The sequence below is a fragment of the Legionella drancourtii LLAP12 genome (assembly GCF_000162755.2).
In the GTDB taxonomy this organism is placed as follows: Bacteria; Pseudomonadota; Gammaproteobacteria; order Legionellales; family Legionellaceae; genus Legionella; species Legionella drancourtii.
This window is the reverse complement of the sequence record NZ_JH413811.1, coordinates 71,445-95,693: the sequence shown is the minus strand read 5'-3', so window position 1 is coordinate 95,693 and position 24,249 is coordinate 71,445. Positions and strand designations below refer to the sequence as shown.

The following is a 24,249-nucleotide window of genomic DNA, read 5'->3' as shown; positions in this document are numbered from 1 at the left end:
GACTGAAAGTACATTTATATTCATTCGGCATGCGATGTGTGGATGTGGAGCGTCTAACGGTTAATTGTCTCTAATTCAATGGGCTTTCCTAATGAATATTAGCACTTCTGTTCAATAAGAGTTACAATTCGTCCCATTTGCTAACAATGAAAGCCCATAAATTAATGAAAAAGAAACTTACTGTTAAAACCAGCGTCTTATATAAGCGTTTGCTTTCTTATGTTAAACCATTTTGGCCGATCTTAGCGTTAGGCATTGGCGCTAATATTCTTTATTCATTAATTGATGCCGGCTTTACGTATATGATGCGACCATTTTTTGACAAAGGCTTTATCAATATTGATATGACTTTTATTAAAAAAATTCCGTATATTGTTTTAATCGGTATTACTTTAAGAGGATTAGTTAGTTCTCTTGGCAGCTATTGCATGACATGGGTAGCTCGTTCGGTGGTTAAGGTATTAAGAGAAAAAGTTTTTACCCATGTTTTGCGTTTACCCGCGGATTTTTATGATGAGGCAACTTCAGGGCAATTACTCTCTAAAATTCTTTATGATGTAGAGCAAGTGGCTCAGGTTAGTGCCGAGGCCTTAACTGATTTTGTACAAAATACCTGTTTGATTATGGGCTTGCTCACTGTGATGATGGTTATCTGTTGGCAGTTATCGGTGATGTTTCTTTTAACGATTCCATTTGTTGGCTTCATCGTTGGTTACACGAATAAACGAGTGAGGCGTATTAGTCATAAAGTACAAAAAACAATGGGTGAAGTAACTGAAATTGCCAGCGAAGCAATCGATGGTTACCGGGTCGTGCGTATTTTTGGTGGTACTGCTTACGAATCAGGAAAGTTTAGAAAAGCAATCGAGCGTTCACGACAAAACGACATGAAGGTTGCGGTGAGTAAGGCAATTAATGTGTCCGGCGTGCAGATTGTTATTGCAATTGGTATTGCCGCAATTATTGCGGCAGCCATCCAGCTATCTACCGTAGTTATTGTTTCTGCGGGTTCTTTTTTAGCAATTATTGCAGCAATGCTGCAGTTAATTAAGCCGATGAAGACTTTGACAACGTTAAATGCCGTCATTCAAAAAGGGCTGGCTGGAGCAGAAAGTGTCTTTAATTTATTAGATAAGCCTGTGGAACAGGATCAGGGACTTGTTTTAGCGCAGAGAGCGTGCGGTGACGTTGAATTTAAACACGTTTCTTATGCTTATCGACAGGGACAACAAGTATTACATGATGTGAGCTTTACTGTTGATGCCGGTAAAACCATTGCTTTAGTGGGGCATTCAGGCAGTGGTAAAACAACGATTGCTAGTTTATTGCCACGGTTTTATGAAGTAACTGAGGGCATGATTACGTTAGATGGTACGCCAATTAATCAAATTAACTTATCAAGCTTGCGTGAACAGATGGCTTTGGTAAGTCAGAGTGTGACTCTTTTTAATGATACTTTAGCGAACAATATTGCTTATGGACGTTTGGATGTTAGTCGCGAACAAATTATTCATGCAGCAAAATTAGCCTTTGCTGATGAGTTTATCAGCAAACTGCCTGATGCCTATGATACACGTGTAGGTGAGAATGGTGTTTTATTATCCGGTGGGCAACGACAGCGAATTGCGATTGCGCGTGCCATTTTAAAAGATGCGCCTATTTTAATTCTTGATGAGGCGACCTCTGCTTTGGATAGCGAATCAGAACGCTATATTCAAATTGCTTTAGAAGAAGTAATGAAAAATCGCACTACCTTAGTTATTGCGCATCGATTGTCAACGATTAAACATGCAGATAAAATTATTGTCATGCAACAAGGGCGTATTGTAGAACAAGGAAATCACCAGGAACTACTTGATTTACGCGGACATTATGCACAGCTGCATGGCGTACAACAAACTAATATTTTGCTTGAGGAAGTTATAGCCTAATGTCTACGTTGATGGATAACATCTGGTATGGAAAACATCCCGTACAATGGATTCTTAGTCCTTTATCCATCGGCTATCGCCTTGTAGCTTCAGCAAGACGCTGGTATTTACAGAATTTTTGCCAAGAGCATTGTCCCGTGCCACTTATTGTTGTGGGAAATATAACCGTAGGGGGGGTGGGTAAAACTCCGTTAGTTATTGAGCTTGCCAAGAGATTACAGGAAAAGGGATTAACGGTAGGTATTGTGAGCCGTGGTTATGGGGCTACCATTAAAAATTTTCCCTATGAAGTACAGCTTCATGATGCTGCGACCAAGGTTGGTGATGAACCTTTATTAATTGCCCAAAGAACGCAATGTCCGGTAGTGATTGCGCCAAAGCGTACAGAGGCCGTCCGTTATCTGTTAAATAAACATCAGAGCCAAATCATTATTAGTGATGATGGTCTACAACATTACCGTATGGGCCGCGCTATAGAAATTGCCGTAATTGATGGCACCCGTGGATTGGGTAATGGTCTTTGTTTGCCTGCTGGGCCGTTAAGAGAGCCGGCTGCGCGCTTGCAGCAAGTTGATTTTCTTGTGGTGAATCAAGGGGGTTGGGAAAATGCATATCCTATGGTTTTAAGTCCTGGTAAAATAACGCAAATTAATACTGGTAAAGAAATAGAACCTAATGCGATTAGTGGCAAATGGGAGGCAGTTGCTGCAATTGGTAATCCGCAACGTTTTTATTCCACTTTAAGTCAATTAGGGATAGAATTCGATACCTGTTCTTATCCTGATCATTATCAGTTTAAGCCGCATGATTTGGACTATTTGGAATCGTTCATTATTATGACAGAAAAAGATGCTGTGAAATGCCGTTCATTTAGTTCAGATACTATGTATTATTTGCCCGTAAACGCTGTATTGGATGATGCATTTTGGAACGCATTGTGGTCACATCAACAGTTAAAAGGTTATTACTAATATGTTACCTATTCGATGTTGTGCTTTTTTATTTTGGATAATATTTTTTGTCAGTACTGGTTTGTTTGCAACGGAAACAGATGAAGTAACGCCAGAGATTAAACCTGTTGATCCTACCATAGGGAGCTGGACATTTTCCGGTATGGTAAATAATGAGAGCGGTGATAAGTATGGTTATTTTTTTGAAATGCAGCGTCAAGGCAATGAATTTCATGCTAAAGCGGCCTTGATTGATGGACAAACCAATCAATTGGTTTTTTTCTACGAAGGGAATGAAAAAATAGAACAAGCGGCATCACTTAATTGGCATGTCGGTCGTTCTTTTATTCGTTTTAACCCAATAAATGACAGTTGGATTTTTGGCGTTAAAGGTACAGATAAGAAAGGCTTTAACTTTAAAGTTGATATGTTAAAACAAAGTCATCATGGCAATGAAACGTTGGTGTTACGGCCTGGTGTTAAATTACAGGCCTTACAAACGAGCCAATTAAATGGCCATGTACAGGTAGATGACAAGGAGCAATTTGTTACAGGTAATAAAGCTTGGTTTGGTCAATTAATATTAAGTACGGATCAAAAAGCCCCTCACGACATCAGCACGACCTTTTGCCGTTTGAGCGATGATAATGGTTTTTACTCGGCCAATCTTAAAGAAAAGGATGCAACCAGTGCCGCGGTAGCTGGCTGGCTTGATCCTACTGGTAATAAAGTAAAAATGTCACAATTTGTGTCGATCAAATCATTAGATAATGATCAATGTGTCTTGAATGTGGGGTTGCCTAAGTTAACTTTAAAATTGTTGAATACATTAAAGACGGACAATAGTGCACTTCATTCAATTGCCGGCTTTTCCAAGGAAAATAAAGGTGCCTTTTGTTTTGTAGCCGAGCAATCCTTTAAAGAACATGTTACCGTATAGCACAATTAGCCTATGTATCCTCACATAAGATAGTAAGAGGCAACGCCTAGCTCACAGAGCAGCAGCACGAGTGTCGTTGAAAACATGACAGGAAATATATATCTGCGCCAGGATTTCTTTTTATTTTTGCCATCCGCTGCTAGAGCATTTGTGGCAGTTAAACGGTGACATAGAATGTTAATAATTGCATCCAGGATCGATTCATAACATTGATTATATTCCATATGATGCAATTTACTGACTAATATAGATAAAACAACGGTCGGTGCACTGGTAATTACGGTTAAAGAACAGGGTAGATTCTTAACAACACGCATTTCGCCAATGGATTGGCCGTTAGATAGATTACCAATTAGGTATTGTTCCATATCCGTAGCTTTATACAAGTCAACCTTTCCTGAAAGCACGATGAATAAATGCTCATTAGGTTTCCCTTCTTGGAGCAATACTTTGCCTTTATCATGGGAAATTCGTTCAGATAAGTTAAGAAACGTATTAAAATTTTTATCAGATAGGTCTTTTAACAATTCACAAGTTCTTAAAAGCATATATTCTTTTGCAGAAAAGTTGCTCATGATATTTATTCTTTTTAATAGGATTTGTTGACATTCGGCGGAGCATACATCAAGTACGCGAGCATCGGAGCACAGCAAATCAGCTCATTTTGGCCAAGATAGTAGAAATGTCAACCGCCCCCAAGTCTGGTATTAAATTATAGTGAAGATAGATAGAGCTACACACTTATCCATATGCCACGTTAAGTTCAACTGCGAATTTCACTGATGCTCATCAATGATGGCGATCAACGCAACGCATCATTTTAAGTGTATTTTATTTTCCCTTTTTTTCCATATTTTTTTACACTTATTACACATGACTGCATTTTGCTACATTGAGATTACAATCTATTTCATTTGTTGCTTTTTCTGGTAGGTACTGTGACAGAAGGCTCGCAACCATTAAAGCTACCGGAATAATCAAAAGTGCTGATTGATAATCACCTAAGCTGTAGTGCCCTGAGTGGCCGCTAAAATGGTCGAGCAAATAACCTACTAAAGGCTGTAAGAGCGGTGCAGATAGCATTCCCAGGGTATTGGTAAAGCCAGTGCATGCAGATAGAGACTCTGGTGGGGCTAATTCATTGGCAATCGTAAAGGCAAGCATATAAGCCCCACAGCAAAGACCAATCAGAAACAATATAAAACCAGTTAATAGAGTGCTTTGCATGGGTAAATACAAGATGAGTAAGAGAAGGGCCGTGGTGGATAAACATGAAAAATGGATTAACGGTTTGCGTTTACTCATACGAATAGAGAACCATCCATAGATAGGGCAACTTAAACCCGCACCTAATAAGACCATCGATGTAAGGATGCTTGCCATTTTTATGCCGCAATTTAATTTGAGTTGTATGAATGGAACAGCCCACATGGCTGCAAAGACGGTAATAACTGCAAACTCTAAGCCTACAAATAAACCATTAATCCAAACTAATTTATTTTTTAGCATCAACAACAACTGTTTTTTATACTGTTGTGGATTGCTGGTAGTGGGCTTATTACTGGGAATAAAAATCCAGCATAAAGCGGCAATTAAAAGACCTACAGTGCCTGCAATGGCAATGAAATACCTCCAGCTGATGAAACTGATGAGTGAGCCCATGCCAATCATGCCGGATACAGTGATTGTAAAGCCGAGTGTTTCAGATAATCCGACCATAAATGCATAATTTTTTAAGGGAAAATGCTGGCGAAGGATACGCGTTAAGCCGACAAAAGCAAACGAAGAGCCAGTGCCGATAATTAAACGACCACAGAATAAGGCAGGTAGAGTATGGCCAATGGCAAAAAGAAAACAGCCTAAAGCGCAGAGTAGGGCATTAATTGATAATAAGATTCTGATGTTGTAGCGATCAAAAAGCAGACCAACAGGGATTTGCATGCTAGTGTATACATAATAAAACGAGCTGCTTAAAAGGCCGGCAATGAATGCTGAAAATCCTTGCTCGTGCATGATGGCGCCAATTATGATTCCTGATGATAATTGCAAAAAGAATTGGAATAATAAAAAAGAAACGCCAACTAACCAAATAATTATTCTTTTGGGGTTATGTGAAGGTGTAGAATTCAATACGCTCATTCGCTGTGTTTAAATAAAAGGCGAAATATATAGGATTGCAGGCGGTGTGTAAATTTATTTTCACTAATGAGATTAATTATTGCATTTGTTAACTGTATGAATATTTTCCAAAAAGATTGGAAGTTAATGCATACAGCGCTCCTTGCCGTTAGTGGGGCGTTTTCTTATTCTAATGAGGTGTTCTGTGGAGCAACCCCAAAAAGAGCATCAACACTGATTCCAAAATGAGTTAAATAAGCAGGAGTCAGTTTGCATTTGGTTGAGTAGGCGTAGTAAACTCGACGTCTATAGCTCCCATGAAGACTGCAGAGGTCTTGATTTGTATCTTTCTACGGTGATGCCAATTTACTGCGCTCATCATTGCTGTTAATCCAGCTGGTAAGCCATTGCCAGACTCCTGTTGGTTTTAATGGTTGTTCTTGTGGTTTATTAAAGAATGAATGTTGTTCTAATGGACTTTGTTGTTTGCATATTTTTCTTAAACTGGCTATTTCGTCGTGTAATAAGGTTGCTGTAGGCGTTGCATCGTTGCTATCTACTTTGTCATTGATGCGTTCGATGATATGGTCTAATTCAGTTAAATATTTTACCAATCGCGACTTTTTAATGGTCTTTTTAAGTTGTTCCTTTGCCGCATGTTCATCGCTAAAATTTAAGCCTTGAACTACATCTTTTTTGATTTGCTTACTATTCCTATTTGTTAAAAGAGCATATTCAATAATATAAATTTCTTCAGGGGTTTGCGCAGACTGTATTAAATATTCATAATGTTCTGCTCGAACTTTTCCTCGCTTATAATCAAAAAAATACGATAAATAACTTAATGTTTCATCGCGATGCTGCAGATAGTGATCAATTGCTTGTGTGCATTTTTGTTGTAATGTAGATAAATCAGTCGACGCCAAATGAGATTGAATTTCTGGTACTATAAAAGTAGTCGGTAATTTTTCTTTGATTAGTTCTTGGCCAAGTTTTTGCAGAAGTAGGGTAAATTGTTCTTGCTTTTCTTCTGGTTGCTCTTCTAGCCCTTTATTTTTTAGATCAAACTGCTGTATCAATGAATACAGTTGGAGTTCCTGCTCGCAAATCTTTTTGAGGCGGGGATTTCCTATAAATTGCTCTAATAATTCACAATGTTCATCACTTATATAAAGAGGGCTAATATCATGTTGGGCCATTAAAACTTTTATTTTAGCAATATGATCAAGAAGATCTTTATTTTCAATCCATTTTTTTAAGTCGATTTTTTGCGTACTAATAAGTTCATTGCATTGATTGAAGAGGTTGCCTACCTCAGTAAGCGCATTACTAAACGAATCCGTATCAAGAACATAGCGATAAATTTGGTTATTCAAATCCATTCTTTTCTCAATCATTACCAATTCAATACGTGTTAACGCGCCATGAACGTTAGTACGCCAAGCAGTTGCTAATTGGGAAAGAGTGTTTGTATTTCCGGTAGCCAGGAGTTGAAATAAACGAGGACGCACATCCGTTTTATCAAAATGGGCTTCTAAATTAGTAAGATAGGCCATAATGACTTGTTCACTATTTTGGTGAATAAGGTTTTGGCTTTCTGTATCCAGCTCACTAAATTGATAATTTTCTATTAAATTGGCAACTACTGCCCATTTTTCTTGTTTTAGTGCTTCTTGCAGCAGAGTTGTTAACGTATATTTTTTTATAAAAATAGGTAATACACTTGGGGCTATTACCAAATCTTGTAAAAAGGTGAGGATGTTGGCATCAACCTGTAAGGGTAAATCTGTTTCAGCAAACAAAGCATCAAATACGGCCTGATTTTTTTCTTTAATTGCGCGTTTTAATGGGGATAAATAGAGGGTCGTCTGTTTGAACTTGGCATCGTGCTGGGGATTTTTAATTGAGCTGAGTTAATTTTTTTTCTTGGATTTTTTATCCCTGATTTAATAAATAACTGGTACAGTCTGCCATAGCCTTGTTGATAGATTACCTCAAAAAGGTCGTTAGGGTTTTGTTTATCAAAAAGTTTTTTGATGGATGATTTTATTTCCTCAGTACTGAGAATTAATTCTTTGACAAGTAGCTGATTGGCTATTTTAGCCTGCTTTTGTGCACAGCTAAAAAGAAACAAGGCTTTAAAATCTAGCCCTAAGTCGAGGGATGATTGAATAAATGGTTCTAAAGCGTCACTGGCTCCTTGGGTAATTGCTTGTTCTAATAAGGGCATTAGCTGGGGTGTTAACTTGCTGATTTGTCCTTGTTCAAAGAATCTGTTTATCAGTTTTTTATTATTATTAACTATTGCCATAGCAAGTATCTTTTCAGACAGTTCTTGTGTCAAAATTGTTTCTTTAGTGAGAAGTGAATCTAGGGCATTTAATAGATTATTGCCCAACAATTCTTGAATCAGATTCGCGGCTTTTTTTAATTGAGGATAAATTTGTATAAGTTGAATTATTGCACCCTCATTTTTTGTTTTTATTAAGTCAATAAGTAATTTATTTAATTCTTTATCTTCCCATTTGAGCTTTGCTGTTAATGTTTTCGCTAAGGGGAACAGTTTATGGTTAAAACAATTGATTACTAATGCTTTTTGTTTTTCTTCAGAAGCTAATCTAAGTGTATTGGGAGGAAGTAAGGTTACTACTTGATTAAGTTTAGCTATTTTACGTTTGTTTTTAGTGCATTCATTAAGGTAGGTATTAAACAGCTGTGGTTCTTTTTGGGCGCAGTATTCAACAACAGAAGTCAGTCCTTGGCGTAAACTGCTTGTCAATAAATGAAGTTTTACTTTGGGACTCGCCTGCTGAAACGAAGCAAATACTATGCTGTAGTCATCATTGGCATCGCAAAGAGATAAAATTTTATCGATGTCTTTATCTTTATGTAAGATATTAAAATTTAAATGCATCAGTATGATTAGTGTCTCTATATTTTCTTTCGCCAATGCGTCTGTATAAAAATAGTCTAATACATCCTGCTCAAGACTACTTTTTATCGCTAATAATTTCTCATGCAGAAACTTGCTCATTTCTACATTTCCATCTTGCAGGGCAACCATTAAGGCATTTTGTATGATGTCCTCTGAGATATCTTCTCGCCAAGCTTTTTTTACAAGTTCTGTTTTGCGGAGAAATACTAATGCGCTAATAAGATAAACAGAGTCTATTTTCGTGGTTAAATCTAATGCGTGGAATTCATGCTTATCAATGTGCTGCCAAATGTTTTGTTGATGGTTTTGTTTTGACCAAGAGCGCGTCATTAACTCAAAAATAGTTTTATCTTTCCTTTGCATGCAGGAGAGGATTATATTGGGGGAATTTATATTCGTAGCAAAGCCATTTTCAAGTAATCTTTTCAAGGTTGCAACATTAATTAATTTGATGACCTCAGGGGTAAAAATAGAATGTGTTACCTGAGTATCAAGGTTTTTATTAATTAATAAGGTTAAAACTTCTTGTTGATTTGCCGCTGCGGCGCATTGAATTTGTTTTAGTATTTGCGGTGGTGAGAGCTGATTTAAAAAATGCTCTATGACTGTTTGTTCCGTTTTCTCCTCAAGAAAAGTAAGCAGTTTCACATGGTTATAGTTTGTTATACATGTGGGATCTTGGGAAATACTTAATTGATCACACAGATTGAGGAACCATTGATAATGGCCTGTTTTTTTTAAGAAATGTGATGCTTCTTTTACCGGTGTTGCCAGTATTTTTTTTAATTCACAGGTTAACTCGTCTTGTTCTTCCGGGGCAGAATAGACGGATTGATAATGTGTAATTAGTTTTTGGATTACATCACTATTTCCTATAAGCGTATTTACGGCAATGCTTTTTAGTAATGCTTGTCTTATTTCGCTGGACTTGGGTTGTTGCAATAAGAGATCATTTACCTCAGCGAATAGAAACTCTTTGGTAAAGAACTGCCAATGGGTTGGATCTTTTTTGACTAGGTAGCTTAATGTTTTTATGTCTTTTGCTTGTGCGGCAAACTTACCTGAATGGATATCCGGTTCCGTAGTTTCGGCTAGTTGTTGCAATGTTTCATGGGGAGGATATTCCACAACCGAGCTATGTGGATTAGCAAAAGTACGTAACAATAAAGCAAAAAAGGACGTCTTGTAGCCAAAACAATTTTTTAATTCGTTAATGACTTCTTTGGCGGAGGAAAATTCTTTTGTTTCTTGCGTGTAATTTGGATCATAGAGTGAATATTTTCCATTTTTAATGGAAAGTGCGACGGCATGATCCTGACTGCAAATGTAATATGCCCTGTTATTGCGGGTGATTTGCCCAAGAATTTTTTCCCATTGTTGTTCTTTACTCATGAAGCCAAAGTTAAACTCATTCCTTAGTGGTTTATCACCAATATGAAGAATTTTATCCAGATCGCCTTGTTCTAATTGAAATCCACTGTATTCGTTAGGACGGAATGTTTTTTCTATTTTAATGATGAACTCATCAAGCTCCGCATCACCACCAAGTCGATATATAGTGGGTAAAGTGCTTAGACGATTAATAATAGAAAAAAATTGGGTGGTTTTATTCTCTAATGCATACTTAATATATAAGCCTGCAAGACCTGCGCAAACACCTGATTTATTTAGTTCAAATTCAAGATCACTATGTTGTTTTAAGCACATATTTACCGCATTGATTATTCTAGTTTGATTTGGCATGATTGAATTCAACGATTTAACTGATTGTTAAAATTGTAAACAATTTTGGGGTTTAATTCAATTTAGAAGGCGTAAGCTGTAGTGAAATTTTTATGTAAAGAGAGTTTAATCCAGCATAATTTTTTGTGCTGGTGGTCGTAAATTATAATAAGAGCTCATGTTCGATCTAGATTGGGAAACAGTTCCAGCACTCGAGTTAATTCTTGCATGGAAACGCATTCAAAACCAATACCTTCTTGCTCTAGTGTTTTGAGAATGGTTGGGTGTGGATTGGCTTTAATGGCATAAAATAAGTTGTCAATTGCTTCTAGAGCCAGTAATTGTTTGGCTCTGGCAATCTGGATTGTACTGTTGTAAACATAGCAAGGGGTGTGTGTTGCCGCAATACCGAGTAAACGTTCGCGCTCTGTCTCCCACCAGGGTATTTCTTGAACTACTGTTTTGCCTGCTTTTTGGGGATGGTGCATTGACAGTCCATTATTTGAACTTTTATTTTGAGAGTATAAGTTACGATACGGGCAAATTCAATTCGAGCTATTTTTCATAACCAGTTGCTTGCAATTTTATAGCCACTCCCCTAGGCTGTATTATTGGAATAAATAAACAAAGGAGTTGTTATGCCCAAAAATGAAAAAATTTCTGAGGACGCACAAAAAACAAGTGCATTGTTTGCTCTTGGGGCACTTATCTTGGCGCCGTTATTGTATCTTGATACAAAATTTGGTATTACCGCAGCACTAATTGTGGCGGGAGGGGCTATTTATCAACTTCATGAAATTGGTAGAACCAAACGCACTTTTTCAAATGCAATGAATACAGGAAACACTTTATTTTCAGGACTTACTGGTGACAAGAGTACAGAGCTGGAGAATGCTGCAAAGAATGTTTTTGCAGGTGGTGGCGCTGTATTTGATGAAATTTTTCCTCCTAATAAGGCTCCGAAATAAAAGGAAGAAATAATTTTTGCTTGTAGGTAAGGGCGTTAAGTATAGCGGTTCTTGTCACTGCTTGCTTCTATATCCCTTACCGTTTACTTGTCCCAACAACCGAGAGTAATTTTTTTACCCTAATTTATGAATTTTCACGACTATGCCTATGTGATCATTATCTAGGTAATAAATCACATTTCCCTTTAAGCGTTGCTTTTGCGAGACAGTAAAAGATGATTGAGGATTATTAGGCGGCGATACTTGTAGATCTGCATCAAAGGTATAGTAATTACTTTCTTTTATACGAAGAGTACCTTGCATTTGCCAGCCATTATGCTCTGCAAGCGGTAAAGCAACGCTGCTTTGATTATTTGCTGGTTGCTGCCAGGAGTAATATCCCAGAACAGGATAATGTGATCTTCGGCTTAACTGATAATATTCATCTTGCAAGCTGGAATAGGCGCTAGGCAATAAGCAATAGGGTTTTGGGGGTTTTGCAGAGCTGCTTTTTAATGAAATGGCATTCGACGTCATGGGAATGAGCGGTGTATCGAGTGGCAGTTCATTATTTTGAACTGCCATAGGTTGGGCAAATATAATCAAATCAATTTGGTAACCGGGTTTTGCTAAAGCAAAACAAGAATACAGCAGGCTTATTGTTATTATCAGTAATCGTTGCATGATTCGTATCTTTTTGGTTTTTCAGCATTATACCCATCAGGCTTGAATTCACTCAACAACAATTTTGGGAAATTTATCGGCATAATTAATTGGTTTTTTAGCTAACTCGATCGCGGTGTTCATTGCTGTTTTGATAAAGGTATCCGTTAAGTTATTGCGTGGCTGCGCAGCAGTAGGGAAGCCTTCATCACAATGTTGGCGAATAGTACCATTAAGAGGGAGCTGACCTAACAAGGTGCAATTATGTGAAGCACAAAGAGCTTCGGCACCACCAGCCCCAAAGATCGCTTCTTGATGTCCACATTGACTACAAATATGCGTTGACATGTTTTCAATAACGCCAAGAACATCAATTCCTGTTCGAGAAAACATACTGATCGCCTTTTGTGCATCTAAAGTAGCTACGTTTTGTGGTGTGGTTACGACTATTGCTGCGGTTAATGGAATCTTTTGTACTAAAGTAAGTTGGATGTCGCCGGTCCCTGGGGGTAAATCGATGAATAAATAATCCAGGTTATCCCAAAGCGTAATATCAAGCATTTGGATTAATGATTTAGCCAACATTGGACCACGCCAAATTAAGGCTTGGTCACCCTGAGTAAGATAACCAATTGACATCGCTTGCACGCCATGGGCTTCGACGGGGATATAGAAATCGCCGCTGGTTTTGACGGGTTCTGTTTTACCTAACATGAGGGGCATGCTGGGACCATAAATATCCGCATCCAAGATTCCTACCCGAGCACCGGTACGCGCTAGGGCTATGGCAAGATTAACTGTAACGGTAGATTTGCCTACACCACCTTTTCCTGAGGCAACGGCAATGGTATTTTTAACGCCACGTAAACCTTTACCGGCCAATTGGGTTTTATGGGTTTTGATCAGTTGATTGATATTGACGGTGATTGGTTGATGAGGAAATTGTGTTTGTAACGCGTTATGTATTAATGATTTATAATTGAGTTCCAGCAAGAGGCTTGGGAAACCTGCAAGCAGATTAACAATCAACTCATTTGCCGTAGTTTCGATGGTGTGCTGTAAATTCATTTCTTTGCCAGTAAGGCCAAGAAAGGGCTCGCTTAGTGTATTTAGTAAGTGGGTTACAGCATTTTCAACAGTCATCGATTAACCTTTAGTGCAAAAGGCGAATAATAGCGCAGGGTAAACGGATTGCCTAGAGGAAAACCAATTGATTTTCCCTTATCTTTTTGAGACATCACGGTTAAACTACGTGCAATTTAGTCCTAAAATAATATCAGCCCCTTTTTCAGCAATCATTGTTGTGGGGGCATTGGTGTTTCCACTGACGAGGCGAGGCATAATTGAGGCATCAATAACCCGTAAATTGTCTATCCCATGAACTTTTAGTTGCACGGGATCGACCACCGCCATGGCATCATTACCCATTTTACAGGTCCCAATAGGGTGATAAATGCTCTCGGCTTGTGCACGGATGTATTGTCGAATTTCTTCATCAGTTTGACACTGACTTCCTGGTTCTACTTCACACAATAGGTAGGGGGAAAATGCTGGTTGCGCTAAAATCTCCCGTGCTTTTTTAAAGCCAATTACCAACGCATCGAGATCATCAGGGTTTTCAAGGTAATTGGGATCGATCAATGGATAATCCATGGGATTTTTACTGCGTAAGCGGATACGGCCACGGCTTTTAGGATGCAACAAACAAGTCATTAGGGTGTAACCATAAGAAGTAAATAAGGGCTTAAGAACGCGCGCACAACGAGTATGTATTGCAGCACCAAAATGCCATTGTAGATTAGGAATGGATAATTGTGGATCGCTCTTAATAAAACCGGTTGCCTGGGTATAATTGCTCGTTAATTCACCGCGTTTTTTAAAGATATATTGATATGCATCAAGTAACTGTCGCCCCAGAGAACTGGGATGGAGGCTAAAGGAGTTCCTGGTTTTTTCTTTGCAGGTAATATGAATGTCTAAATGATCCTGTAAATTTTCACCAACGCCTGGCAGGTCATGTACTAAGGGAATCCCGTGTTGTTCTATTTCTGCTTTTGGCCCAATACCTGATAAAAGTAAGAGTTGCGGTGAACCGATTGTGCCCGCAGCAAGGATAACTTCTTTATCTGCAAAAATAGTCTGTTCTGAATTACTTTTATAATAGCGAACACCTACAGCGCGTTTCTTCTCAAATATAATTTGAGTCGCATGAGCGGCGGTAATCACCGTTAAATTAGTTCTATTTTGAATTGGGTGTAAATAACCGCGGGCATTACTCCAGCGCTGTCCATTTTTCTGTGCGACGTAAAAGTAAGCCACCCCTTCCTGATGCTCCGTATTATAATTCTCAATTTTGGCATAGCCTGCCTGTTGCCCCGCTTTAATGAATACCGGCATAAGTGGATTCATATAGAGTGGCGAACTGACATTTATTGGTCCCCCCTGCCCACAAAGGGTATTATGTCCAGGTTCAAAGTGCTCCATTTTTTTAAAATAGGGTAACACCTCTTGATAAGACCAGCCTTTATTACCCAAGCTTGCCCACTGATCATAGTCATCAGGATTGCCACGCACATAACACATGGCATTAATGGAGGAGCTTCCACCCAAAGTTCGCCCTCTGGGCCAATAAATTTCTTGATTATTACAATAGATTTGTGGCGTTGTCCAATAATGCCAATTTAGTTTTTTACTGCGCAGGACCATGATAATACCCATCGGTATTTTAATAAAAGGATTGTGATCTTTAGGCCCAGATTCTAAAAGACACACCTGATTGCTTGAGTCAGCCGACAGCCGATTTGCCAAAACACAACCCGCCGAGCCGCCGCCAATAATGATGTAGTCAAAATGCTTCATGGTATTGTCATTTTTGATTTATCTATCACACAGTATAGTCTAATTGGATGTTGAACTGGCATCGCTGTCAACAAAGGTATACTGCCAATCAACCCAATGATTACTGGATAAATAATAAATCCCACAATGAATAGGAAGTTCTGTACGCTCTGATAAATACAATGCATAGTCATTGAGTTGCAGGCGATGCTTTACCTGTGCTTTTTTATCTTCTCTACCCGTTTTAAAATCAATAATCCATAATTTATTCGGGGTTTCAAACATACGGTCAATAATCCGGGTAGTTGGCTTTCCTTGCTGAGCTACCAATAATTCATATTCATTTTGCTCTTTATCGTGTTTGGCAATAATCCAGGCACCGGTTGTGTCTGCGAACAAGCGCGTAATTTGTTCTTGCAGCGTTTTTAATGCCTCGGCTTGCATTTGTTCATTAAATCCAAGTTTTTTAAACTCATAATGCGCCAGATTCCAGGGAACTTCTGCAAGTGTTGATGGATGGTTATCACAAATCCATTGTAATAATTGATGCGTTATGATGCCAATCAGGCGCGGAATGCTGCTTGATAATGTGGACGGGGCATTTCTGGCAAAAGGCTCATTGAGCGTTCCTTCTTCACTTTGATAATAATGTAAAGGCAGTTGCATTACTTTAGGTAAGGGCAGATTAATTTCTTCAGTAAGCTGTACGGTTTCATCCGCGCTAAATTCTTGATTTTTCAATAAGCTGCGAAAAGAACGTTTTGAGGATTTTTCAGAGTGATCCATTAAATACAAACGTGATTTTGCGCGTGTTACCGCAACATAAAGTAAACGCTGGGTCTCATAGCTACTTTTTACAGAGTCCAATTGCTCTAAATAATCATAAACAGCACAATGTTCATGATGTGCCGCTTGAATGGGGGACATTAATAATAAATTACCCTGTTTTTGAGTTGGTAAATTAAGCCAGCGTAACATCGGGGAATCGCCACGGTTGGGCTGCGCTCCTAAACCAGGTAAAAACACTGCGTCAAATTCCAAACCTTTGGATTTGTGGATGGTCATAACTTGTAAACGCGAGGGACTGGCTTGTTGGGAATAGAGCTTCTTAAATTCTTTAAGAAATTCTTTCATATCAGCCAGACGACCATCTTGTTCGTAGCGGTCGAGTAGGCTCCAGAATTGTTCTAAATCATTTAGTTGCGTTTGATTTAGGATTTTATCAGCGTGTAGTTTTTTTAAGGTGGCAATTACCCAGGCGGACAGTTTGCTTTCATAGCGGTGCATCAACGCTTGCTGCATGATCCGTATAAAAAATTTGGCACGAATCCGTCCTTCCTCACTTAAGCCTTGAATTTTATTTAATTGTAATAGGGCCGAGTAAATCGATTTCTTTTTATTAAACTGAGCAATGATGTGTAGATCGGCTAAGGGCAAACCACAATAAGGGCTACGCAATAGCGAAAGCCAAGAGAGTCGATTTGCCGGCGACAATAAAGCTTGGGTTAAGGACCAGACATCGCGTAAATGCACTAAATTAGCTAATAAAGTAATATCAGTACCCTGGTAGGGAATTTGATGTTGGCGTAAGAGACGAATAATCTCGACAAGTTGGCTTCTTGAGCGCACTAAAATAGCCATGCTTTGTTCAGGATGGGTTTGTAATTCATAATGAATGACCTGGATTAAGCTTTGTGCTTCCTGCTCTTTGCCCTTAAATTGCACGGCATGGATTGCACTGTGTTCATCATCTTGAATGACATTTACACTGGAATGGAATGATACGGCACCTGATTCTATATCCACTTGCTGCGGAAATATTTGGGAGAATTGTTGATTGACCCAATCAACAATTGTTTTTGTCGAGCGAAAATTACAACTTAATTCTAGTGAGTTTAAGTGAACAGGTCCGATGCCTTGTTCTTTCGCGCGAAAAAATAATCCTACCTCTGCCTGGCGGAAACGATAAATAGATTGCATGGGGTCGCCGACGATAAATAAGGTTTTACCATCACCGTCTTGCCAACCATGAACTAATTTATTGAGCAATTCAAATTGTGTGATGGACGTATCCTGGAATTCATCGACTAAAAGATGATGAATACTGTTATCTAAATACAAGGCCAAATCAGTCGGACAATCCGACTCGCCTAATGCGGCTAAGGCTTGTTGAGATATGGCGGTAAAATCAATTTCATTATGTTCACTAAATATGAGGTGTAAATGGCCAACAAGCAAGGGCAATAATAAGAATAAAGCTTGTAATACCTCCCATTGTTCTGGATCGTATTCTGGTTTTGGCAAATTACAGACTTGCAATAAAGCATCGAGAAAGTCAGGATACTCATTGAGTTCGCTTAACAATTCTTTACTGGCATTTTTAAGTCGCTTGTATTCATTAGGTGGGCAGGAACTACTTAAGAGTCCAACATGATGATCAAAGCTTTTACGGAAATTAGCATCGCCAGTTAGCAACAGTTTGCTTAATGCCGCGACTAGGTCTTGATTAGTCTCTTGAAAATTATACCAATCTTTTAATCGATGACGAGGCGAATCTGGATTATTTTCAATCACAGCTAATTCACGAGCGCATTGGGTGAGTTCGGTTGCCAAATGGACGGGCAGGCTTTGTTTGAAACGGGTTAATTCATGTTCTTCAATAAGACATAATGCATGCTCGAACGTTGATTTTTCTTGGGCTCTTGCTTGAAAGAGAGGAGCGAGCCATTGGTCTCTTTGGGCAAGCAAGGTTTTAAATAAGTCCAGTAAGCGATCCTGGCGGTTGTCAACATGCAATAAGAGTGTTTTTATTGCCTGCTGGTATTCAGGGGTATCCACGGCAAACTGAATGCAGCGGCGGCCGCTATTTAAATAATGCGATTCTGCTTTGTCGGTAATTTGTGAATAGGCAATTTGTTTTTCCAGTAAAGGAATGGCTTGATTGATGCTTTGGCATAATGCATCAATGGTCACAATTTTTAGACGATTGGGTTGATGTAATAAATCCCAGTGATATTGCGCATCACGATGTAGGGCTTCGCGGGCAAAATCAAGCGTCATTTGCTGGTGTGGGCTCTTGGCGTGCACATTATTCGCCGCTTGTTGCAAAGCCATGATAATTCGTTCACGCATTTCACTAGCCGCTTTGCGCGTGAAGGTGAGGGCGATGATTTGTTCTGGGGCTGTAACTCTACCTAATAAACGTAGATAGCGTTGAGTTAGAATTTCAGTTTTACCTGAACCAGCAGGAGCTTGTACGATAAATGATTGTGTGGGGTCAGTAGCCTGATTTCTTTGATTACTATCGATTAGCATGATCTTTGTGTGATTCCAATAAAAAGTGGCTTAGGTTATGAGGTTGAATGAAGTTTTAGGATTGTAGCCCGGATTAGGCTGCGCTAATTCGGGCTACAATAACCACAGCCTTAAAAAAACAATTAATCCAACACAATCTCTTCTGCAGGTGGGCGTAAATTGTAATGAGAACTCATGCAGCGCCCATAAGCTCCAGCATTTGCAATTAAAAGCACATCCCCTTCTTCTGTAACGGGTAATAAACGGTCATAACCTAAAGTATCACCTGATTCACAAATAGGGCCGACAATGTGCGAAAAACCTGCTTTTTCTTCGTGTAGCCGACTCAGATTCACAATTTCATGATAAGCACCATATAAAGAAGGTCTAATCAGTGAATTCATCCCGGTCTCAATACCAATGAATTTTACTTTACCTTTTTCTTTGCATTGCGTGACCTTAGCTAGAATAACCCCACTTTCTGCGACAAAGAAACGACCTGGTTCCAGCCAGATTTCCAGATGTGGATAACGCGATTTAACTGCCATAAGCAGTGCATCCAGATTCGCAAAATCCAAAGGTTGCTGTCCTGGTTTTTCAACGATACCTAAACCACCGCCCAAGTTAATATATTTCACTTCAGGGAAGTGTTCGGTTAATGAAGCCAACATCGATGCGGTTTGTTGCCATAATTCGGGGGTGAGAATACCACTGCCTGAATGGGCATGTAAGCCAATAACATGAATATTGTTTTTCTTGGTAAGTGCGATGACCTGCGCAAGATCATTTTGGGTAATACCAAATTTTGATTCATTTCCCGCCGTAGAGACATGCTTATGATGACCCGCACCAGCGCCTGGATCAATTCGTACGATGACTTCACGGTTTTTAAATAATTGCGGCCAATGCTCTAATGGATATAAGCTGTCTATGGTAATGAAGCAGCCAATGTTTAACGCATATTCATATTCCGTTTTAGGGGCAAAATTAGGCGTAAATAAAATACGCTGTTTATCTATGTTGGGAAATAGTTCTAAGATTCTATCTAATTCTTGAATAGAAACACATTCAAAACCCACACCCTCTTTTTCCAGTGTTTGTAAAATAGACGGGTAGGGATTTGCCTTAATGGCATAAAATAAAGTGTCTATCGATTCCAATGCCAGTAATTGCTGAGCCCTGGCTGCCTGGGTTGGGCTATGGTACACGTAGCAGGGTGAATTTAACGCCGCTGTGGTTAATAAGCGATCGCGCTCAGTTTCCCACCAAGGTGTAAAACGTGCTGCGGGTTTGCCAAATTCTTCATGCCAGCTTTTAGAGTAATAGAAAATTTGTGGGTTATTTTCTATGAGTAAATTATGCAGCTTTTGGCAGAGTTGATTTGCTTGCGACTCATCAACCACAAAAGTCAGGTTTAAGTCATTAGAGGCTAGTGACATGAGATAGACTTGTTTTGCATCAAAAACTTCCAAAGCAGGGCCAAGTTGCGGTAATACAGTTCTAATATGATGACCTACTAAACTCACCGCGCTGCAGGGTTCAATTAGTTTGGCGCGGCCAAATTGATTTAATTCTTCTAATAAGGCATTAATGGCTGGTCGATCATGGATTTTTGTATTGATATCCAACGACAGTGTTACGTTGAATTCCGAGGAAGAAAGTAAATCTACTGAGAAACCATGGTGCTTAAACGCAGAAAATACATCAGATAAGAAACCAACTTGTTGCCACATATGTAAGGTATCTATAGAGATGAGCAGAATACTGTTTTTCACTTGAATTGATTTAATTAACGGTGCCGTTTCATCAATATCTTTAGTGATTAAAGTCCCTGAATGTTCGGGCATTTTGGTAAATTTAACCGACATTGGAATATTGGCGCGCCGTACGGGTGGGATGCAATTAGGGTGTAGTACTTTCGCGCCCATGGAAGCAATCTCTTGCGCTTCATCGTAATTTAGTTTTTTTAATAGACGAGCATGAGGCAGTTGATGTGGATTAGCCGTATAAATTCCTGGGACATCAGTCCAAATTTCACACGCAGCTGCTTGTAGTTTGCCGGCCAGCAACGCAGCGGACGTATCTGAACCTCCTCTGCCTAATAATACTGTTTCACCTTGAGGATTTGCTGCAAAAAAACCTTGGGTAATAATTGCCTGGGCGCCACTAGCGATAAATTTTTCAACCAACTGGGCGTCGAATTCGCTTTCACAACGGGCAGAAAGATAATTGACGGATTCACCATCATGGAATGGGGTGCTGGTTAATAATTCACGAGCATCATACCACTTGCAATGGATTCCTTGTTTCTCGAGGAATGCATGCCCAAGGCGAGTCATCATCAATTCGCCCATACTGAGTATTTGCGCATGTGTTTTCGCGGGAGCTTGCTTTAACAAGGCAATACCTGTGAGCCATTGTTCTAATTGATGAATTTCTTCAGCAATTAATTCAGGATTGACCTCCAGTTGTTCTGCAAGATTAAGGTGACTATTACGAATATCCGTTAGGATACTTTGATGTTCATTAATCAGTGCAGCCTCTATAGCTTTTTCAAGTTTATTGGAAATTTGTGTTAATGCAGAGCAGACAATGACAGGTTGTACTCCTGTGCTCATGTGTTTTTTCGTAATTGCTGCAATATTATTCCATGTGTCTCGAGTTGAAACGCTAGTACCACCGAATTTAGTTACTATCTGTTGCATGATTTATTTCCGCACAAAATTAATACACCTTAGCATGGAGTGAAGGGGGGATACAAGTATTTTACATCGATACTATATCATTATTAATTCGGTGCTTTTTAATTTTTAGGGCTTGATTTTATTTATTAATTGGTCATGATGAATTCAATTAAATCATTGTGGATTATTATTCTTTACCCTTTGAATATTATGAGAAAAAAGTGTTTTTAAAGATTGGAAAAAAGGTTACACTCCCTCAACATCGAACGGATTTTATTCAACTTTGAAGTATTGATATTTAAGGAGTCTGGAGTGAAGAATATGCACAAACCTCTAAGAACAATTGTTAACGCAGCGGTTCTTGGTGTCTTGGCTAGTGGCGCAGTTCATGCTACTGGTTTTGCTTTATATGGTGAAAGCTCTGGTTATACTGCCGGTAACTATGGTGCTGGGGTTGCAGCTGAAGCTGCTGATGCCTCAACTGGTTGGTACAACCCTGCTGGTTTAGCGCTACTTCATGAAAAAGAAGTTGTTTTTGGTGGTACCGGTATATTTCCAGACGTTAAGATCAATGGAACAAGTAGGTTTACTACTACAGGCTTACCTGATTATATTCAGACATATAAAAATGTGAATGGTAGTTATAGTGGTTTTGTACCCGAATCGCATTATGCTTTGCCGGTTGGTGAGCATACAACCCTTGGCTTAAGTATTAATGCGCCTTTTGGTTTGTCTACTGATTGGGCTCCTGATTCGCCAGTACGTTATTCGGCTACTTATACGGAGCTTTTAACCGTTAATATTGCTCCTGAAATAGGTACGCAAATATTCGAACATTTTGCTCTTGGTGCCGGTATGGATTTCCAATATTCTCGCGTTAAATTTAACCAAATGCTTGGTGTGCCGACTTTGCTGCAAGCATTTGATGAAGACCCTTATATGGGTGATACCTTCAGTAAAAACAAAGGTGCTTCTTGGGGCTTAGGTTTTCATGTTGGGGTGATGGGGCTATTTAATGATAACCACACCCGTATCGGTTTAAACTACCAATCTAAAGTACGCCAAGTTTTTTATGGGCACAGTGAACTTAAAGGCCCACTTGCCAATGACTTTAATTTGGCTGGCGCATTCCCTTCTACAGGCGTTTGGAAAAACGGTAATTTATTCAGTAATCCAATCACATTCCCTGATGTTGTTACATTAAGTGGTTACCAAGATATTAATGACAAATTCGCGTTATTAGGTTCTGTTGTTTATAGTGGATGGCATGTTTTCAAATCGATTCAATTGAATAATGTTCCCGTACCCAACATTAGTTCAACGCCTCCTTTTGCGGTGACTCAGGCAAATGTGATTACCACGGTTCCACAAAATTATAAGGACGCATGGCGTGTAGCACTTGGCGCGAACTATCGTATTAATACTCAGTGGATGCTTCGTGTTGGTGGCGGTTATGATCAGACTCCAAGTAATAACACGGATAGAAATACACGTTTACCAGATGCTGATCGTTGGGCTATTGCTGTAGGTGCTCATTATCAGTGGAAACCAAATCTTGGGTTTGATGTGGGATATACGCATCTGTTTTCTGCTAGCCCACCTAGTATTACTTCTTCTCAACCGTTATCTGCAACTTCAACCTATTTTGTTGATTCGCACAGTGGTCACTTCAGTGCTGATCTGGTTGGTGGACAAGTGGTTTGGGTTATTGATAAAGCTGAACCAGCTGCCCCAATGAAATAATTGGTAGGCTCTGAGTTAATAAAAAAGCCACGCGAAGCGTGGCTTTTTTATTTGCAGAATAATTTAATGTAGACTGTTGCCCACGGAAAAAAAGTTGATGTCAGTGAAGAAGAACTTTCTCGACTTGAAAACATTTTACGTTCATCCGTTAAGAAATATCTCTTTGATAAAGATCATTTTCGTGAAGAGAGATTAAATGACCTTCTATTTGCCTAGAAGCCCCTCTAGTAGCTTCAGTGCCATTAGTAAACGATGCGTTGGCTTAATATGAAAAGGTCTCAAATATATTTTCAAAGTTTCTAAAATAACTTCTTCGCTACAATTTTATTGCAATCAAAGGATCACCCGAAACAACTGAAGAACTAAAAAAGTTGATGCGGAATATAAACCCCTTAATATAACAACCGGTGCTCAGGCCTTGGGTTCTGAATATAACGATTTTTAGTGCAAAAATTAACAACCCCCCATTTTATTAACCCAGTCATTCAAGATTAATTCAGTTATATTAAAAACCATGTTTAAATCAAAGGCAATGACAATGTACGTACATTGTGCTATAATAACTTTAAATAGGAGGTCAATATGGCTACGTTAAATAATGATGTAAAACAAGAAAAACTAAATATGCGAATTAATAGTGAAGCACGGGTGCTTATTGATCGTGCGGCAAAAATTAAAGGTAAGAACAGATCTGATTTTATTTTAAGTGCAGCTCGTCGTGAAGCTGAGGAAACGATTTTAGAGCAAACACTTATAAAAGCTAGCCCTGAAGCATATGCTGAGTTTTTACAACGACTAGATAAGGCTCCAATGCCTAATGAGCGATTGATTAAAACTATGAAGACAAAGGCACCTTGGGATAAATAATGATATTACAACCAGAGCCTATAAATGAACAACATAATATGCAAGGTTTTAATTCAGGTGAAGAAAGTCTTGATATCTGGTTAAAAACAAAAGCGATTAAAAATCAAAAAGCGAATGCTTCTCGTACTTATGTCGCGTCTGATAATGAACGTGTCATAGCCTATTATGTTTTAGCATCTAGCTCCGTTGATGGGAGTTCGGCTACAGGTCGTTTTCGACGAAATATGCCCAATCAAGTTCCAGTTGTGATTCTTGGTAGGCTTGCCATAGATTTGGCATATCAGAGTAAAGGCATAGGCAGAGCATTGGTTCGTGATGCAGGACTTAGAGTTATTCAAGCTGCCGAAACTATAGGTATTAGAGGGTTACTAGTTCAAGCAATCTCTACCAAAGCAAAAGATTTCTACACCAAATTAGGTTTTGAGCCTTCTTTAATTGATCCTATGACGCTAATGGTAACCTTAGATGATTTAAAAGCAGCAATACAAGCCTGATTCATTTGTACAATCAAACGAAAGAGCGGAGTTATTTATTAATCGGACATAGATGTTGTTGATAATGTCCCATTATTCCCTATTAAGTCTGGCAAACCTAATTAATCAACCACCGAATCAGCA

General features: G+C 39.0%; 16 protein-coding genes and 1 pseudogene. 7 read left to right on the top strand and 10 right to left on the bottom strand.

All coding sequences use genetic code 11. From position 1 onward, the window contains the following. Positions 1–164 precede the first annotated feature (164 nt). The 3 genes from msbA to LDG_RS05710 are packed head-to-tail and all read left to right on the top strand — an operon-like array spanning position 165 to position 3,821. On the top strand, positions 165–1,931 hold the full coding sequence (msbA, locus tag LDG_RS05720) for a lipid A export permease/ATP-binding protein MsbA (RefSeq protein WP_040534692.1): 1,767 nt from the start codon (positions 165–167) through the stop codon (positions 1,929–1,931). Next, positions 1,931–2,902: a tetraacyldisaccharide 4'-kinase gene (lpxK, locus tag LDG_RS05715; protein ID WP_006870247.1), complete on the top strand. Its 972-nt coding sequence runs from the start codon at positions 1,931–1,933 to the stop codon at positions 2,900–2,902. Before msbA ends, lpxK begins: the two co-directional genes overlap by 1 nt. A gap of 1 nt (position 2,903) precedes the next feature. Continuing rightward, positions 2,904–3,821 (top strand): hypothetical protein, encoded by a 918-nt coding sequence (locus tag LDG_RS05710; protein WP_006870246.1) that lies wholly within the window; start codon positions 2,904–2,906, stop codon positions 3,819–3,821. Between the two features lie 20 nt (positions 3,822–3,841). On the opposite strand, the gene LDG_RS05705 is transcribed toward LDG_RS05710, so the two are convergent. The 5 genes and pseudogenes from LDG_RS05705 to LDG_RS05690 all read right to left on the bottom strand — a co-directional run. After that, positions 3,842–4,396 carry a Crp/Fnr family transcriptional regulator gene (locus tag LDG_RS05705; RefSeq protein ID WP_040534642.1) on the bottom strand — a complete coding sequence of 185 codons (555 nt, stop codon included), beginning with the start codon at positions 4,394–4,396 and terminating at the stop codon, positions 3,842–3,844. Between the two features lie 292 nt (positions 4,397–4,688). Further along, the gene (locus LDG_RS05700; protein ID WP_407635262.1) at positions 4,689–5,951 is read right to left on the bottom strand and encodes an MFS transporter; all 1,263 of its coding nucleotides are present in this window, start codon (positions 5,949–5,951) and stop codon (positions 4,689–4,691) included. A gap of 338 nt (positions 5,952–6,289) precedes the next feature. Continuing rightward, complete coding sequence (locus tag LDG_RS18420; RefSeq protein WP_006870241.1) at positions 6,290–7,741, bottom strand: hypothetical protein; 1,452 nt, start codon at positions 7,739–7,741, stop codon at positions 6,290–6,292. A 41-nt stretch (positions 7,742–7,782) separates the two neighbouring features. Continuing rightward, entirely contained in the window at positions 7,783–10,617 is a 2,835-nt protein-coding gene (locus LDG_RS18415; protein ID WP_148263518.1) for a hypothetical protein, read from the bottom strand. A 161-nt stretch (positions 10,618–10,778) separates the two neighbouring features. After that, positions 10,779–11,045 (bottom strand): annotated as a pseudogene (locus LDG_RS05690) (bifunctional aspartate kinase/diaminopimelate decarboxylase); the annotation flags it as partial. A gap of 189 nt (positions 11,046–11,234) precedes the next feature. On the opposite strand from LDG_RS05690, the gene LDG_RS05685 reads away from it, so the two are divergent. Then, positions 11,235–11,564, top strand: a complete 330-nt coding sequence (locus tag LDG_RS05685; RefSeq protein ID WP_006870238.1) for a hypothetical protein — start codon at positions 11,235–11,237, stop codon at positions 11,562–11,564. 114 nt (positions 11,565–11,678) lie between these two features. On the opposite strand, the gene LDG_RS05680 is transcribed toward LDG_RS05685, so the two are convergent. From LDG_RS05680 to LDG_RS05660, 5 genes are all read right to left on the bottom strand, one after another. Continuing rightward, the gene (locus LDG_RS05680) at positions 11,679–12,227 is read right to left on the bottom strand and encodes a CsiV family protein (RefSeq protein WP_006870237.1); all 549 of its coding nucleotides are present in this window, start codon (positions 12,225–12,227) and stop codon (positions 11,679–11,681) included. Positions 12,228–12,275: 48 nt separating this feature from the next. Beyond that, entirely contained in the window at positions 12,276–13,349 is a 1,074-nt protein-coding gene (apbC, locus tag LDG_RS05675) for an iron-sulfur cluster carrier protein ApbC (protein ID WP_006870236.1), read from the bottom strand. A gap of 105 nt (positions 13,350–13,454) precedes the next feature. Beyond that, complete coding sequence (locus LDG_RS05670) at positions 13,455–15,065, bottom strand: GMC family oxidoreductase (protein ID WP_006870235.1); 1,611 nt, start codon at positions 15,063–15,065, stop codon at positions 13,455–13,457. 39 nt (positions 15,066–15,104) lie between these two features. Then, positions 15,105–18,359, bottom strand: coding sequence for a UvrD-helicase domain-containing protein (locus LDG_RS05665; RefSeq protein WP_006870234.1), 3,255 nt, complete (start codon positions 18,357–18,359; stop codon positions 15,105–15,107). 122 nt (positions 18,360–18,481) lie between these two features. Further along, positions 18,482–21,043 carry a bifunctional aspartate kinase/diaminopimelate decarboxylase gene (locus LDG_RS05660; RefSeq protein ID WP_006870233.1) on the bottom strand — a complete coding sequence of 854 codons (2,562 nt, stop codon included), beginning with the start codon at positions 21,041–21,043 and terminating at the stop codon, positions 18,482–18,484. A gap of 291 nt (positions 21,044–21,334) precedes the next feature. On the opposite strand from LDG_RS05660, the gene LDG_RS05655 reads away from it, so the two are divergent. The 3 genes from LDG_RS05655 (at position 21,335) to LDG_RS05645 (ending at position 24,126) form a co-directional block, all read left to right on the top strand. Next, positions 21,335–22,765 (top strand): OmpP1/FadL family transporter, encoded by a 1,431-nt coding sequence (locus tag LDG_RS05655; protein WP_006870232.1) that lies wholly within the window; start codon positions 21,335–21,337, stop codon positions 22,763–22,765. Positions 22,766–23,347: 582 nt separating this feature from the next. Continuing rightward, positions 23,348–23,632: a type II toxin-antitoxin system TacA family antitoxin gene (locus tag LDG_RS05650; RefSeq protein WP_006870231.1), complete on the top strand. Its 285-nt coding sequence runs from the start codon at positions 23,348–23,350 to the stop codon at positions 23,630–23,632. Then, positions 23,632–24,126, top strand: coding sequence for a GNAT family N-acetyltransferase (locus tag LDG_RS05645; RefSeq protein WP_083821386.1), 495 nt, complete (start codon positions 23,632–23,634; stop codon positions 24,124–24,126). Before LDG_RS05650 ends, LDG_RS05645 begins: the two co-directional genes overlap by 1 nt. Positions 24,127–24,249 lie beyond the last annotated feature (123 nt).